Origin of the sequence: Mesorhizobium sp. AR02 (assembly GCF_024746835.1) — a bacterium.
Taxonomy (GTDB): Bacteria; Pseudomonadota; Alphaproteobacteria; order Rhizobiales; family Rhizobiaceae; genus Mesorhizobium.
This window is the reverse complement of the sequence record NZ_CP080531.1, coordinates 5,474,298-5,488,914: the sequence shown is the minus strand read 5'-3', so window position 1 is coordinate 5,488,914 and position 14,617 is coordinate 5,474,298. Positions and strand designations below refer to the sequence as shown.

15 protein-coding genes are annotated in these 14,617 nt (G+C 64.5%); 5 read left to right on the top strand and 10 right to left on the bottom strand.

Features of this window, described 5'->3' with window-relative positions:
- Positions 1-37 precede the first annotated feature (37 nt).
- Positions 38-2,026: an AI-2E family transporter gene (locus DBIPINDM_RS30725; protein WP_258589386.1), complete on the bottom strand. Its 1,989-nt coding sequence runs from the start codon at positions 2,024-2,026 to the stop codon at positions 38-40.
- 172 nt (positions 2,027-2,198) lie between these two features.
- Here DBIPINDM_RS30725 and DBIPINDM_RS30720 point away from each other — a divergent pair, with 172 nt between their 5' ends.
- The 3 genes from DBIPINDM_RS30720 (at position 2,199) to DBIPINDM_RS30710 (ending at position 4,698) form a co-directional block, all read left to right on the top strand.
- Positions 2,199-2,768, top strand: a complete 570-nt coding sequence (locus DBIPINDM_RS30720; protein ID WP_258582721.1) for a TetR/AcrR family transcriptional regulator — start codon at positions 2,199-2,201, stop codon at positions 2,766-2,768.
- A 116-nt stretch (positions 2,769-2,884) separates the two neighbouring features.
- Entirely contained in the window at positions 2,885-3,754 is an 870-nt protein-coding gene (locus DBIPINDM_RS30715; RefSeq protein WP_258582720.1) for an oxidoreductase, read from the top strand.
- Positions 3,751-4,698 carry an SDR family oxidoreductase gene (locus DBIPINDM_RS30710; protein ID WP_258582719.1) on the top strand — a complete coding sequence of 316 codons (948 nt, stop codon included), beginning with the start codon at positions 3,751-3,753 and terminating at the stop codon, positions 4,696-4,698. Before DBIPINDM_RS30715 ends, DBIPINDM_RS30710 begins: the two co-directional genes overlap by 4 nt.
- Before the next feature lie 37 nt (positions 4,699-4,735).
- Here DBIPINDM_RS30710 and DBIPINDM_RS30705 read toward each other — a convergent pair whose 3' ends face one another.
- The 6 genes from DBIPINDM_RS30705 to DBIPINDM_RS30680 all read right to left on the bottom strand — a co-directional run bounded on the left by DBIPINDM_RS30705 (position 4,736) and on the right by DBIPINDM_RS30680 (position 9,913).
- Complete coding sequence (locus DBIPINDM_RS30705; protein WP_258582718.1) at positions 4,736-6,088, bottom strand: HipA domain-containing protein; 1,353 nt, start codon at positions 6,086-6,088, stop codon at positions 4,736-4,738.
- Positions 6,088-6,579 carry a helix-turn-helix transcriptional regulator gene (locus DBIPINDM_RS43700; RefSeq protein ID WP_258582717.1) on the bottom strand — a complete coding sequence of 164 codons (492 nt, stop codon included), beginning with the start codon at positions 6,577-6,579 and terminating at the stop codon, positions 6,088-6,090. Before DBIPINDM_RS43700 ends, DBIPINDM_RS30705 begins: the two co-directional genes overlap by 1 nt.
- Positions 6,580-6,808: 229 nt before the next feature.
- On the bottom strand, positions 6,809-7,198 hold the full coding sequence (locus tag DBIPINDM_RS30695) for a DUF4279 domain-containing protein (RefSeq protein ID WP_258582716.1): 390 nt from the start codon (positions 7,196-7,198) through the stop codon (positions 6,809-6,811).
- Positions 7,195-8,313: a D-alanine--D-alanine ligase family protein gene (locus DBIPINDM_RS30690; RefSeq protein WP_258582715.1), complete on the bottom strand. Its 1,119-nt coding sequence runs from the start codon at positions 8,311-8,313 to the stop codon at positions 7,195-7,197. The genes DBIPINDM_RS30695 and DBIPINDM_RS30690 overlap by 4 nt, the downstream gene beginning before the upstream one ends.
- A 14-nt stretch (positions 8,314-8,327) precedes the next feature.
- Positions 8,328-8,945: a C39 family peptidase gene (locus DBIPINDM_RS30685; RefSeq protein WP_258582714.1), complete on the bottom strand. Its 618-nt coding sequence runs from the start codon at positions 8,943-8,945 to the stop codon at positions 8,328-8,330.
- 452 nt (positions 8,946-9,397) lie between these two features.
- Complete coding sequence (locus DBIPINDM_RS30680; RefSeq protein ID WP_258582713.1) at positions 9,398-9,913, bottom strand: hypothetical protein; 516 nt, start codon at positions 9,911-9,913, stop codon at positions 9,398-9,400.
- Positions 9,914-10,337: 424 nt separating this feature from the next.
- Between DBIPINDM_RS30680 and DBIPINDM_RS30675 the strand changes: the two genes are divergently transcribed.
- Together DBIPINDM_RS30675 and DBIPINDM_RS30670 are read left to right on the top strand one after the other, a co-directional pair.
- Positions 10,338-10,610 carry a hypothetical protein gene (locus tag DBIPINDM_RS30675; protein WP_258582712.1) on the top strand — a complete coding sequence of 91 codons (273 nt, stop codon included), beginning with the start codon at positions 10,338-10,340 and terminating at the stop codon, positions 10,608-10,610.
- Between the two features lie 268 nt (positions 10,611-10,878).
- Positions 10,879-11,772: a protein-L-isoaspartate O-methyltransferase family protein gene (locus DBIPINDM_RS30670; RefSeq protein ID WP_258582711.1), complete on the top strand. Its 894-nt coding sequence runs from the start codon at positions 10,879-10,881 to the stop codon at positions 11,770-11,772.
- 18 nt (positions 11,773-11,790) lie between these two features.
- Here DBIPINDM_RS30670 and DBIPINDM_RS30665 read toward each other — a convergent pair whose 3' ends face one another.
- From DBIPINDM_RS30665 to DBIPINDM_RS30655, 3 genes are all read right to left on the bottom strand, one after another.
- Complete coding sequence (locus DBIPINDM_RS30665) at positions 11,791-12,990, bottom strand: PLP-dependent aminotransferase family protein (protein WP_258589385.1); 1,200 nt, start codon at positions 12,988-12,990, stop codon at positions 11,791-11,793.
- Positions 12,991-13,122: 132 nt separating this feature from the next.
- Positions 13,123-13,575 (bottom strand): GNAT family N-acetyltransferase, encoded by a 453-nt coding sequence (locus tag DBIPINDM_RS30660; RefSeq protein WP_258589384.1) that lies wholly within the window; start codon positions 13,573-13,575, stop codon positions 13,123-13,125.
- 306 nt (positions 13,576-13,881) lie between these two features.
- Entirely contained in the window at positions 13,882-14,610 is a 729-nt protein-coding gene (locus DBIPINDM_RS30655) for a pyridoxamine 5'-phosphate oxidase family protein (protein WP_258582710.1), read from the bottom strand.
- Between the last annotated feature and the right edge of the window lie 7 nt (positions 14,611-14,617).

Here is a 14,617-nt window from a genome sequence, read left to right as displayed (position 1 = left end):
GTTAGCCGCCGGCCGAGGGTGAACGTGGGTTTTGCCCCTAACCCGCTGCAGCCGCCGCCACCTTCCTAGGCGCCGCCCGCTGCCGTCTCGCGCGCCGTTTGGCAACCAGCTTGAGCGCCACCGGCGGCTCGTTCGACAGCGCGCCCGTCACCGCGTCGACCATGCCGTGCGCGACGAAGTCCGCGTTGATGTCATGGGCGAGCTTGGCGGCGGACTCCTTGTCGTCGTTGCCGGCCTCCGACCAGAACACGATGCCTACCCGAAGCGCTGCCTTCGCCCGCTTCAGCCGCCGAACCAGGAAGCGGGCGTGCTTGACGGAATCGCGGTTCAGGAAGCCGACCACCACGGTGTCGATGGTTTCGAGCGCGAGGCCGCGGATGCTTGCCGGTTCCATGTCGGCAAAGCCCGCCTTCGGCGCGGTCGCCCCCTGGACTTCCAGCACCTGCGCCAGCATCGCCGCGGCTGCATCGTCGAGTTCCCCTCGCCCGCCGGCGCAAAGCACCGACATACCGGTGCCGTCGGGCAGGTCGGCCTCGTCCTCGTCGGTGGCATCGGCATGGTCGCCGGCTTCTCCGGCCACGTGCGGGCTTTCGTCCTCGGCTGCTTCCTCTTTCGCATCGTCTTCGAGATTGGCCACCAGCGCGAGCGCACTGGCCGCCACTTGCCGTCTTTGCAGGTCGCCCATGACGCCGCGCACACGGTCCCGCTCGCCCAGCAGAAGGGCCGGAATGGCGACCTTGTCGTAGAATTCGACCAGATATTTTTCCTCGAGCATCTCCTCGGCATGGTCGGTGGCCTCCTCCGGATCACCGGCCAACAGACGTTGGTAAAGTCGCGCATGCGGTTCGAGCACCGGCTCGTTGCCAAACAGCACGTCGAGGAATTCAAACTGCGGCACGTGCCTGCCCAGCACCACCAGGCAGACGGTGAGCGGCGTCGACAGCACCAGCCCGAGCGGCCCCCAGAGCCACGTCCAGAAGATCGCCGCAACGATGATCGCCAGCGGCGACAGTCCGGTTCGCGACCCGTAAAGCCAGGGTTCGACGACGTTGCCGGTGACCAGTTCCATCACCACGAACAGGGCGGCCGTCCACAGGACAAGCGACCAGCCGGGCGCCACGGCCAGCGCCAGGAACAACGGCAGCAGCGCGCCGATGACCGGGCCGATATAGGGAACGAAACGCAGCGCCAGCGCCAGCAGCCCCCAAAGCAGGGCATTGGGAATGCCGAGGATCCACAGCCCGACCGTAATCGGTATGGCGTAGACGATGTTGACGACCAACTGCATCAGCAGATAGCGGCCGACCCTTTTTCCCGCATCGCGAAGCGCCTCTGTGGTGCGGTGAAGGTCGCCGTAACCGACAAGCCGGATGAAGCGGTCGCGCAGATCCTCCCGCTCGAGCAGCATGAAGATGACGACGACGATGATCAGCCCCGCCGATCCGAGCGGGCTGATCAGCGGGCCGACGATGTTCTGCAGGACTTCGAGCGGCCTCTCGCGCGAGACGATCTCGACCGGCACCGGCTCACGCGGCGGCTTGTCGGGGGTGGCGGCCGGTAGCGACGCATCCTGCCGGTTGATCTCCTGGCCGACACGCTCGACCACGCTGCTCAATCTGGTGATGATCCCGCCCCCGACGCCGGTTTCCTTGAGCGACCGGATCTTGGCCAGGATGTTGGTTTGGTAGACCGGGATGTTCTGCGCCAGTTCGCTGACCTGCGTGGCGACGATGAAGCTGAACAGGGCCAGTGCCGCGAAAGCGCCGAGCACGCAGGCAATGACAGCGGCAATCCGGGGAATGCCGACCCGTTTGAGCGCCGAGACAAGCGGCGCCAGCGCGAAGGTCAAAAGCAGCGCGATGGCGATCGGCAGGAAAACCTCGCGCCCGAAATAGAGCGCCGCCACCGTCGTGACGGTGGTCGCCACATTGGGCAACGAGGTTCGCGGATGGGGCGCGGCGGCCGCAAGAATGTCGTCCAGCCCTTGAGGCGCCGACGCCGTGCCGTTTCGACGATTGGCCACTATTTGATGTCTCTCCCTGCCAACAGCCATGGTCTGATATATTGAGCCGGCGTGCAACCTTCGCCGACGGCAAGGCGCTGATACCAACGGGCAACAATCCGGATGGCTCCCCCGCCCTTGACATTTTGTGCGTGCCTCAATAAATGAGTGACCACTCACTCAATCCGGCTCCAACATGGCCCGCCCCCTCAGCGAAGAAAAGCGCGACGCAATCCTGGCATCGGCCGCCACCCTGGTGGCGACGCTCGGCACCGGCGCGGCCACGGCAAAGATCGCCAGGGATGCCGGCCTCTCCGAAGGCACGCTCTTCAATTACTTCGCCAGCAAGGATGAGCTGCTCAACCAGCTCTACCTCGAGATCAAGGCCGATCTCGGCAAGGCCCTGCTGACAGCCTATCCGTCGCAGGCCAGCTTGCGCGAGCGCTGCCGTCACGTCTGGAATAACTTCATCGACTGGGGAGCGAAATACCAGATGAAGCGCAAGGCCATGCGCCAGCTCAGCGTCTCCGAGCGGATCACGGAACAGAGCAGGCAACAGGGCAACGCGGGGTTCGGCGACATCAACACCATGATCGAGGAAAGCCTTGCCGACGGCGGCCCGAAGGGCTGCTCGATGGCTTTTGCCGGAGGCATTTTCGAGGCGCTGGCGGAGACAACGCTCGAATTCATCGCCCGCGATCCCCGGCAACGCGAACAGTACAAGGAGGCCGGCTTCGCGTTTTTCTGGAACGGCATCTCGAAGTAGCGAGCCACAGTCTCAATCGGCACCGAAGCAGGTCACCGAAAGACAGCATCAATTCACTCGCAAAAATGAGTGCCTACTCACTCTTTTATACGGCAAACCCCTGAAGGAACAAGACAATGTCGAAAGTCTGGCTGATTACCGGCAGCGCCCGCGGACTCGGGCGCGATATTACCGAGGCGGCCCTTGCCGCAGGCAACAGCGTCGTGGCGACGGCCCGCGATGTCGGTCGCCTCGCCGATCTCGAAAGCCGCTACCCCGGGCAGTTGCGCGGCTTTGCGCTCGACGTTACCGACGCCACCGCCGCGCAGGCCGCGGTGGACTTTGCCCTGGAGACGTTCGGCCGCCTGGACGTGCTCGTCAACAATGCCGGCTTCGGCCATATCAGCCCCTTCGAGCAGACCGAAGAGGCGGATTTCCGGGCGCAGATCGACACCAATCTCTACGGCGTCGTCAATCTCACCCGCGCCGCGATCCCGGCCATGCGCGCCCGGCGCTCGGGCCACATCATCAACATTTCCTCGGTCGGCGGCCGCGTCGGCACGGCGGGGCTGAGCGCCTATCAGGCGGCCAAATGGGCGGTTGGCGGCTTCACTGAAGTCCTGGCGCTGGAGCTTGCCCCGTTCGGCGTCAAGATAATCGCGGTCGAGCCGGGCGGCATGCGCACCGACTGGGGAGCAACCGCCATGGCCAACGCCCCGGCCTTGCTGCCCGACTATGAGCCAACCGTCGGCGCCATCCTCGGCATGCTCAAGGCCTATGCCGGCAACGCCATCGGTGATCCGAAAAAGGTGGCTGACGTCGTCGTCGATCTCACCAAGCGTGACAGCTTGCCCGCTCACCTGATCCTTGGCAGCGATGCCTTGCATGTCTTTGCCCAGGCGGAAGCGGCGCGCCAGCAGGCGGCGAAGGAATGGGCGCCGGTCAGCACCTCCATCGATATCGAAGGCGTCGACCTGTCGTTCCTGTCGCGAGGGAGCCAGTCATGAGCACCTGGACCACGCACGACATCCCGCCCCAGCAGGGACGCAAGGTGGTGATCACCGGCGCCACAGGCGGCCTCGGTTACGAGACAGCGCTGGCGCTCGCGAAGGCCGGCGCGGACGTGCTGATGACCGGACGCAACGAAGCCAAGGGCAAGGACGCGCTGGGTCGCGTGCGGGCCGCCATTCCCGGTGCCACCGTGCGCTATGCCCACCTCGACCTTGCCGACCTCGCCTCGGTCGAAGCCTTCGCCAGCCAGCTTGCCGGCGAATGGGAGGCGATCGACCTGCTGGTCAACAATGCCGGCGTGATGACGCCGCCGACGCGTCACGAAACCGTCGACGGCTTCGAATTGCAGTTCGGCACCAATTATCTCGGCCACTTCGCCTTGACCGGACGCTTGCTGCCGATACTGCGCAAGGGGCAGAAGACGCGCGTCGTCAATCTCAGCAGCGGCGCCCACCGCATCCAGGCGGCGATCCATTTCGACGATCTACAATGGCACAAGCGCTACCGGCCTTGGGCGGCCTACGCGCAATCCAAGCTCGCCATGATCCTGTTCGCCTTCGAACTGCAGCGCTGCAGCGATGCCAATGGCTGGGGTTTGCTGAGCAACGCCGCACATCCGGGCTACGCCCTCACCGACCTGCAGACCAGCGGTCCGCGCCTGGGCCGTGACGGTCGGTCGTCGCCGTTCGACTGGCTTGGCGTGCTGCTGGCGCCGGTTCTGTCCCAATCCGCCGCCGAAGGCGCGCTGCCGACGCTGTTCGCCGCGACCGCCCCCGATGCAAAACCGGGCGGCTACTACGGCCCGCAAGGCCCGTTCGAACTGAAGGGCGCGGTCGGCGAAGCAAGGATCGGCAAGCACGCGCGCGACACCGCCGTCGCCGCGCGGCTGTGGGATGTGTCGCAGGAGTTGACGGGCGTGAGGTGGCCAAGCGGGGCCTGATGCAAGGGCCCGCTGAGGACGCGCCGCAAGGCGCGGCTCAACTCACGAGCCAGCCTCCGGCCCGGTCGAGGAACGCGTCGCGCTGCCCGGCCGCCGCTGGCGTGGCGAGATCGAACGCCGCTGTCAGCATTGCGATGTTCGATGCGATGAGATCGGCGAAGCGCTTCATGTTTCGCTTGTCGAGGCCGGCCAATTGCCGCGCCAACGCCCCTGCCATTTCGGCCGTGTAGCCCGCTCGCATACGCTGGCGCGCGGCGGCACTATCGATGCCGAGCGCCTGCAGGAAGGCTGAAAAGTCGTCGGCGGAAATTGCTTCCAGCCGGTCCGCCGACCCGATCCTGAAGGCAAGCTCATCGGTCAGGTTGGCATCGAGCCGCGTCGGCAGGAGGTCGTAGCGTGGCGCCACGCGGATGCGCCCGCCTGCCTCGTGAAGCAGTGCGAAATTCTTGGCGTGGCCATCGGTGTTGCCGATCATCAGGTCGAACAGGGTGGCTCTGACGAAGATCTCCTTGGCGTCCGACGGGTCCGCCGTCGCTTCCAGCACACGGCGGATGGCAGGCGCGTCGAAGCGCCGGCCAGGCGTTCCACGCCGCTCGTATTTCAACGCCGCCGGCAAGCCGAGTGCCTGCGCGAAATCCTCCTGATGGATGCGCACGATCCGGCCGTCGCGGGTACGAGCGCGGTCGAAGCGAGTGATCAGTAGAGCTGCGACCGCGTCGAAAGGCACGACCACGGCATCGGTCGTCTCGAAGCCAAGCGCCCGCGACAGCGCGAGTGCCTCGGCCTCGTCGCGCGCATCGTGGACATGGCCCTGATCGGAGACCTTCAATATGTGCGTGGTCGGCGCGCCCGAACCCGGCCGCGGCTCGCCAAAGGAGCCGTCGGGCAGGATGGTCAGCGCGATCTTGCTCTGAACGCCGGCCAGCGGCGACGGATCGGCAGTGCCATCGGGCAGACGACGGCGCCGATGCAGCGCATCGACGATCCGCTCCATCCGCTCCGCGCCGACCGGTATGTAGTCACGGCTATAGTCACCGGGTACCTTGACCGGGGGCGCACCCGCCGGCAGCACCGACAGGGCGCCGGCGCAGTCCTTGCCGAGATGGAACAGCAGGCCGGCAATGTCGTCACGGGCGAGCCCCTCGCGGGCCATGATATCGGCCAGTGCCGCGTCACGCTCCTGCAGCAGGTTGTCGAAGAACGGCCTGGCCGCAACATCGCCATAGGGCTCGTCGGTCAACGGCAGCGACAGCGACAGCGCGACGGCGTCGGGATTGGCGACATAGTCCGGCCGATAGGCATAGGCGACCGCGCCATTGCCGTCTCGCGCCAGAACGCCTATCGGCTCGGCGAACCCGTCGAGCCGGACATCGAGCGCCAGTGTGTCCATCAGCGTTCCCGGGCGAATAGGGAGATGCCGGCGGCATTGGCAACCTTCAGCACCTTGCCCAGTTCCAGCGTCGGCTTGCCGTTCTCAAGCTCGGACAGGAAACGCCGGCCGACGCCGGCGAGATCGGCGAATTCCTGCTGCGAAAGCCCCCGCCCCTCACGCACCTTGCGCACCAGCCTGCCGAGATCCGCCGGGGATGCGATGGTGGTGGTTTCGGTCTCGGCGGCTTTGGCTCTGCCTTGCGTCGTTGCCGGCTCCTTACCATCGGATTCGAGCATGCGAGGCAGCGTTACCCGAACGTCCGGCGAAAAGGCCCTGATCTCCACCCCTGTCACAGGGACGACAACATCTCGCCCGCCCGGAACCGGCGCCAGCGGCACGCCGCCTTGTTCGGCAAAGCCACCCGGCGTGCCGATATCGGCGTTTCCGGATCGCGCGGCGCGGCGCGCGATTTCTATCGCGCTCAGAGGCGCGGTCGTCGGTATGGACATGGTGGTCTTCGGCATATTTTTGATCCCGAGCGGGAACATAGCAAGCCGAAGATCGAAATTCAAGCAGGATTGCTCCCGATCGGGATCAAGAGGTCAGCAATTCGACACCGTACGGGAACAAACGGCCCAACAAGCACCCACATTGATCGCCTTGCTCCCGAACGGTATCAGAGCGTGGCAGGACATACACGCAAGCACATCCCCTCCATGGCAGCGAAGCGCGAGCCACCTACTCGAAATACTCGATGTCGAAAGTGGCGCCCAGATCGCCGATGGTCTTTATCGTGCCGCTTTCGAAAAACATCGGAAGCACTTCATTCGATTCAGCAATAGCCAGCTTGACCGAGACCTCAACGGCCCCTTGTTGGCTGAGGCTGCTTATCGTGGAAGCGAGGCCTTCTATCCGCTTGAGAACGCTCGCCACGGCGAAATCGAGGTCGACCTCGCCTTCGAACCTGCACTCCAGGTACCAGCCATGCCTGCGGGGCGTTACCCGAGGCGGGTTGCGCAGGCTCCCTTTCGAAACCGCATCGTCCGGCTCCATCGCCAGCAGCCTGGAAATCTCGGCGGCGGACAGGTCATTCGAGGTGATGGACAGAAACGAGGTTATGCGGCTCATCGGGATCTAACCTTGGCATGACACTGGATAGCACACCGTGGCTCAGCGCGCCCATGCCTGGCCAGCGCGTGCTCGATCAGCACGTCTATGACTTGGCTGTAGCCGATGCCGATTGCCGCCAGCGCCTTGGCGTACATGGAAATGTCGGTGAAGCCAGGCAGCGTGTTGACCTCGTTGACCAGCAACGAACCGTCCGCGCGCAGGAAGAAGTCGACGCGCGCCATGGCCTCGCAGCCGAGAGCCCGGAAAGCCTGCGTGGCCATCTGCTTCGTCCTGGCGACGACATCAGCCGGGACATCGGCGGGCGCCTTCACCACCGCGCCGTCGGCGTCGAAATACTTCGCCTCGTAGGTGTAGAAGCCATGTTTGTCGGCCGGGATGATCTCGCCGGGCGGCGACACGGTGAGTGAGCCGTCGGCCCGCTCCAGCACCGAGCACTCGATCTCGCGGCCGGCGACGAATTCCTCCACCAACAGCTTGCTGTCGTGCCGGAACGCCGCCTCAACGGCAGCGTCGAAGCCGGCGCTGTCGGCCGCCTTGCTCACCCCGAAGGACGAGCCCTGGCGCGCCGGCTTGACGAAGACAGGCAGGCCGAGCCGTGCCGCGATGTCCTCGAAGGCCACGTGCTCGCCCCGCCGCAAGGTGACCGAGCGGGCAACGGCCAGGCCGGCCTCGCGCATCAGCCGCTTGGCGGCATCCTTGTCCATGGCGGCGGCGGAAGCCAGGATGCCGCAGCCGACATAGGCGACATCGGCGACCTCGGCATAGCCCTGCACCGAGCCATCCTCGCCGAACGGCCCATGCAGCACGGGAAAGACGACATCGACAGGGTCAGGCTGTTCGCCACCCTTGGTGACAGCCACCAGCCGGCCCTTGCCGCCGGGCAGCAAGGCGACCTCCACGCCATCCTCCGACACTGGAGCCCCTGCCCCGCCGCCGCCGGCCTCGGACGAATGTTGCAGCAGCCATTTGCCGTCCCTGTTGATGGCGATCGGGACCACCTCGTAGCGCGTCCGGTCGATCGCCTTCAGCACATTGGCCGCCGACAAGCGCGACACGTCATGCTCGGCCGAACGCCCGCCATAGAGGATGGCAACCCTGATCTTGTCCTTCATGAAATCCCTCGAAATCAAATGGTGACGGCAATGCCGCGATTGGCAAAGAAGCGGTCGAAATCGGCTGGCGCCAACACTGCGTTTTCTTGAGTGGCGCTGGTATGGCCGGAGGGGTTGTGAAAGCGAAAACCGTCATCCGATGCTGCCGTGACCAGTACCAGGTGGCCACCCTTTGACGGCGGCTCGCGCTCGGGCCAGCGGATCGCGCTGCTGACCGAAGCGATGAAGAACCGCGACCGCTGCATGATCGCCGGAATGTCCGATGTCGTGACATTGGTCATCACCTGCGCCTGCACGCCGAATTCCGCCTGCACGAAGGTGACGAAGGGCGCGTAGATCAGGCCCTTGATCGAGCCTTCATTGACGACATAGCCGCCATATCCAGTGCATCGTCTCGCCAGCTCGATCGTCGGCACGATCTCGCCGCGCGTCGCCAGGATCATTTTCAGGCACGCCATGCCGCAGATGTTGGCGGCCCAGACTGCGTATTCGTCGAGGCTCTCCGCGCCCGACCCCTGCCACAACGGATCGCGCCTGAGTGCTGCCTCGGCGCCATCGGCCAGCACGGCCAGCGTCATGTCAGGCGTTTCCCACTGGCTGAAAAACGGCACGGTTTCAGGCAACGGGTTCATAGGGTTCTCGGGCTGCTCGCATCAATCTCGTATACGAGAATACGAGATTGATGAAAAGCCGCTTGGGGCCTATTTCGAAATTCGCTCCCAGCGTACCTCCGCGATGAGCGGAGACATCCACCATTTCGTCATCCACCGGCGGAGCAAGGAGCGCAGCGACGCGGCGCAGACCCGAGGATCCATGCCGGGACTCCGGAGCGTTGCCGCGGTGCAGAATTCTGCTCCGCTGCAACCGTCAGCAAGGTCGCGGCATGGATCCCTTGGGCTGCGGAGCAGCTCCAGGGGTCTCCGCGACGCCGCTGCGCGGCTGCTCCGCCCGTGGATGACGACCTTAGGAGGCTTCGGCCAAGCCCGAACGATGCTCCACGAGGCGAACCGCGAAATAGGCCACCAACCAATCCAATCCCCAGTGCAACACGCCACTGGTGCGCCGCACGCCGCGCGCCACCCGCCTACTCGGCCTTCGTCCAGCCGAAAACCAGCCAGGCGTATTTCGATTTTTCGTCGGGTTCAGCGGTGTAGGTCATCTGGATATCGCCGTCCTTGGCGTAGATATCGAGCCTGGGCGCCGTATCCAGCTTGAGCCACAGCGAACTCTTGCTGAAGGACCAGGTTCCGCACCAGACGCAAGCGCCCGACGCCGGGTCACCGGGCTGATGGAAATTGTAGCGGCCGTCCGCCGTGATCTCGAGATAGTCGAACGCGCCGTAGAACGCGGTCACCGTCTGCTGGAATTCAGTGGCCGCCGCTTCCTGTTCCGGCGTCGGCGCATCGGTCATGTCGCGAGGCGGCCGGATGGCGGAGCCGCTGAGTTTCCATTTGCCGACAAAGTCCTTCTCGGTCGGAAGATATTCCTCCTGAGCTCGCGCAGACGAAATATAAGAAACAGATGATATGTTAGGCAGACCCGTGGCCCCGACCGCAAGTAGAAGCGCGGCCGCACAGATCGCTCTGGTTGGGTTTTGCATAAAAATTATTCCTCGACGGCAGGGTAATGGATGTCAGTTTGGGAGTTCTATTGAGCAATTTTTGGCGCGCGTTGCCTCGATGCCGATTCCCGACGCCATTTTGCACGGGTTAGCATTGGGCCTACCAATCTGGCAACGCAAAGCACCATCCACCGCAAGTCCGGCCGCCGGAGTCTCACCTTGCAAACGAAAGCCCGCCGGGAGGGGGGATCCGGCGGGCTTTTGGAAAGCTGATAAAAAGCTTTCAGATGTCTGACGGGGGATCAGACGTGGTGACAACCTTTATTGACCGCGGAGGTTCCACCCGAAACAAAAGAATGCCAGCGGCTCGTTCAAATCCACGGAATTCAAACGGTCGAGGCAACTTTCTTTCTGCGGGCCCCCTTCCAGATGGAACGTTCCGCTGCCAACCGGGTTTCGTGGCGTGGCTGAGGGAATCGAATTGGACAGTTTTCAAAGGCTCGAAGCGCTGGTCGATAGCGCCGGCATCAGCGGTATCGCAGAAGCAGACGATTTGCTGCGCCGGTTCAAGGGCAGGTCCGAGGTGGTCACAGCAGCGATCGATGAGTTCATGCTGGACTTCAAGACTTTGGTCTTCGTCGTTGAAACTGGCGCAGCAGGGTTCCAGAAATCACTGGGCAATCTGGCTCGTACCCGACTTTCGAATCTCCAGCACCTGATCAACCTGGCGGCGTAGGCTGTCGACGTCCGGCAGCCAGCTTATCCCTTCAATAGGGGCCGCCAGCCGTGGAATGCCCTCGCTCACCGCGCGGCGGTCGGCCGGCGTGAAGGACAACCGCAGCGTTTTGCGCCCAGCATAGCAAGGGTTGATCATGGCCGTTGAACCCCGCCTTTCGGTGATCTTACCGAATTGTATGGATCGCCCAATTGTCAAACCATCGGATCGGGACGATGCTCGGCAGAGCCTGTCAGCAGCGCGGTACGCTGCCATGAAGGATCGACAGATGCGCATCGAGGTCAGGAGCAAGCGCTTGCGCGTCGACCGCCGGCAAGTCCTGCTCGGCATCGCCGGCACGCTGCTGGCCAGACCCGCCATGGCCAATGTGCCGACAGCCTATGATCCCAACGCCATGCCGGTGATGGACAGCCGCGCCGGCTTCATCGACTGGATGAAGAAGAACCGGGGCGAGGATGCCGGCTTCCTCGGCCAGCGCTGGGACCGCTTCCAGGCCCTACTCGCCCACAAGGATGTCTGGGACCAGCGCGACAAGCGCGCCTATCTGATGACGCCGCGCGAGGAGTTCGTCACCAAGGCCAATCTGAGCCGCGCCTATGAATGGCACTATCTCGATATCGGTTATGGCGTGACGATCACCGGCCCGCACAGCGTCGCGCGCATGACGAATTCGCTGGAGATAAAGCCCGGCGACAAGGTGCTCGAGATCGGCACCGGCTCGGGCTACCAGTCGGCCTATCTGTCGAACCTAACCGACAAGGTGTTCTCGATCGAGATCATCAAGCCGCTGGCGGCAAGGACACGCGCGCTCTACGACGCGCTGATTGCCGAGGGCTATTCCGAGTACAAGGCGATCCACACCCGCAACGCCGACGGCTATTATGGCTGGCAGGAAGAAGCGCCGTTCGACAAGGTCATCGTCACCTGCGGCATCGACCACATCCCGCCGCCGCTGCTGCAGCAGCTGAAACCGAACGGCATGATGGTCATACCGGTCGGCCCGCCCGGCGCCCAGCATGTGCTGAAGGTCACCAAGCACCAAGAAGCGGACGGGACGTTCCAGGTCACGCGCGCCGACATCTACAATGGCGGCACGCTGTCCTTCGTGCCCTTCACCAAGCTCGAAGGCGACGCCATCAAGGGCACGCACAACGGCCCCTGACCCCTGGGGCGGCGGGACTTATCCCTTAAACAGCGCCGCCAGCCGTGGGATGCCCTCGGTCACAGCGCGGCGGTCGGCCAGTGTAAAGGACAGCCGCAGCGTGTTGCGCCCGGTGCCGTCGGCGTAAAAAGCGTTGCCGGGCACGAAGGCGACGCGCGCCTCCTTCACCGAGCGTGCCAGGAGTTCGGTGGCGTCGGAGCCTTCCGGCAGCGTCACCCAGACGAACATGCCGCCTTCCGGACGGCTCCAGGTCACACCATCGGGCATGTTGGCTTCGAGCGCGCCCAGCAGGCCGTCGCGGCGTTCGCGATAGGCGCCGATCAGTTTGTCGACCTGGCCGTCGAACACGGATTCGGCGACGCGGTGCATGACCAGCTGGTTGATTGACGGGCTGTGCAGGTCGGACGCCTGCTTCATCAGCACCAGTTTTTCCACCACGTGGCGCGGCGCACACACCCAGCCAACGCGCATGCCCGGCGACAGGATTTTCGAGAACGAGCCGCAATAGAGCGTGCGCGCCTTGTCGATGCCGCCGGAGCGCGCGCAATCGAGCGCCAGGATCGGCGGCACGCCATCGCCGTCATAGCGCAGCGCCCGATAGGCGGCGTCCTCGATGACGGCGATGTCGAGTTCGCCGGCAAGGTCGAGAACTGCTTCGCGCTGCTTGCGGTCCAGCGTGTTGCCGGTCGGGTTGGCGAAGTCGGGCACCAGATAGGCGAACTTGACCTTGCCGCCATTGGCAGTGGCCGCCGCGCGGTAGGCGTCGGGCGTCATGTTGCCGCCTTCCGGCCGCAGCCGGTCATAGCGCGGCTCATAGGCGTTGAACGCCTGCAGCGCGCCAAGGTAGGTCGGCCATGTCACCAGCGCGGTGTCATTGGGCGACAGGAACAGCTTGCCGAGATAATCCAGCGCCTGCTGCGAGCCGGAAGTGATGAAGATGTTGGCCTCGTCGCAGGCAACGCCGAGCTTGCCCATCTGCCCGGCGAGCCAGCGCCGCAGCGGCAGATAGCCTTCCGAGACCTGGTACTGCAGCGCAGCCCCCGCCTCCGCGCCGCCCAGCACCTCGGCATAGGCATCGCGGATCGCATCGGCCGGAAACAGTGCCGGATCGGGAATGCCACCGGCGAACGAGATGATGTCCGGCTGGTCGAGCAGCTTCAAGAGCTCGCGGATTTCGGAGGCTTTCATGCGCGACGAACGCGAAGCCAAGAGGTTCATAAGGGTCAAGTCACGCCTCCCGCGACGATTTTCATATAGGTCAACCTGGCTGACCTATATCCGCTTTGTCAGGCAATTTGAATAGTGCCTGAAAGCCTTCCGCTATACGCCAGTCGCTGCAGGGGCGGAACGCTACAGTGCTTTCTTGTAACCAATATGGCTGCCGATGAAGCCGAGATTGTCATAGAAGCGGTGCGCGTCCGCCCGCCCCTTGTCGGTGGTGAGCTGGACGAGACTGCAGCCGCGCGCCCGGCATTGATAGATCGCCCATTCGAACATCAGCCGGCCAATGCCGCCCGAGCGCCGATGGCCGGCAACGCGAACCGCCTCGATCTGCCCGCGCCAGGCGCCCTTGCGCGACAGCCCGGCGAGGAAGGTGATCTGCAACGTGCCGATCATCTCGCCGCCATCAACGGCCACCGCCAGCAACTGGTTCGGATCGGCGTCGATGGCGTTGAAGGCATCGACATAGCCTTGCGCCAGCGGCAACGAGGCATCCTCGCGGGCAGCGCCCAGCGGATCGTCGGCCAGCATGGCAACGATGGCGGGAAGATCGGAGGCTTGCGCTTTGCGGAAGGTGACCATGGCGCCGGGATAGCGCGAGGCGACGATCACGGCAATATTCTATGGGACAGAGCCTCGAAGAATTGGCAAAGGTGGGCGCTGCCCCTCATCTGCCTGCCGGCATCTTCTCCCCGTATAGTGACGGGTAGAAGGACGCTCTTGTCGCCGATTTCGCCAATCGCCGGCGTCGCAAAGAAGGCGCCGGCGTTGCGGCCAGCCCCTTTCGCCCCGTTTACGGGGAGAAATGTCCGGTCCACCCTCCGCAGCTGCAGCGCAGCTGCTGCGGAGGACGGGCAGGACAATGAGGGGCGGCGCCAACTTTGCAGGTTATATCGAGCCCTCATAAGTCATCTGCGCCTGCGTCAGCGCCCGGTCCAGCCTCTCGCCCTCGGCATATCCAGCCAGGTTCTGCGGCCGATCTATCCCAGGCAGCAGCCTCGGGCATGGCTCGGCCGCGCCGATCACCACGCGCACAGGGATGACGCCCGCCCAGACCGGGTGGCCGTAGTCCTCCTCGTCGTCGGCGACACCCTTGGCGCGCACCTTGGCCGATGCCTCCTCTATCCGCATGCCGATCACCATTGTCGCCTTGGCTTCCTGAGCCGAGATCGGCCGCAAGGTCTCGCTGCGGCCGGGATAGAAGCGGTCGACGACGCCGGCCAGCGCCTTCAGCTTCTCTTCCGGGTCATCGACGATCCGGGCGGTGCCGAAGCACATTGCCGAGCGGTAGTTGGCAGAATGGTTGAAGCCGGTGCGCGCCAGCACCAGCCCGTCGAGATGCGACACGGTGAGACAGGCCGGCGTGCCGCCGCGCAGTTGGCGCAGCATGCGGCTGGCCGACGAGCCGTGCCAGTAAAGCATCTCGCCCTCGCGCCAATGGATGGTCGGCGTGCAATAGGGATGGCCGTCGAACGTGTAGGCGACGTGGCACAGCAGCCCGGCATCCAGCACCGCGAACACCGCCGCATGGTCGTAGCTGCCGCGCTCATGCAGGCGCTTCACCCGGTTGCGGCTGGTGGTCGGAAAGCTGGCGGCGACGTCGTTCACGGCTTGCATCCTTGTC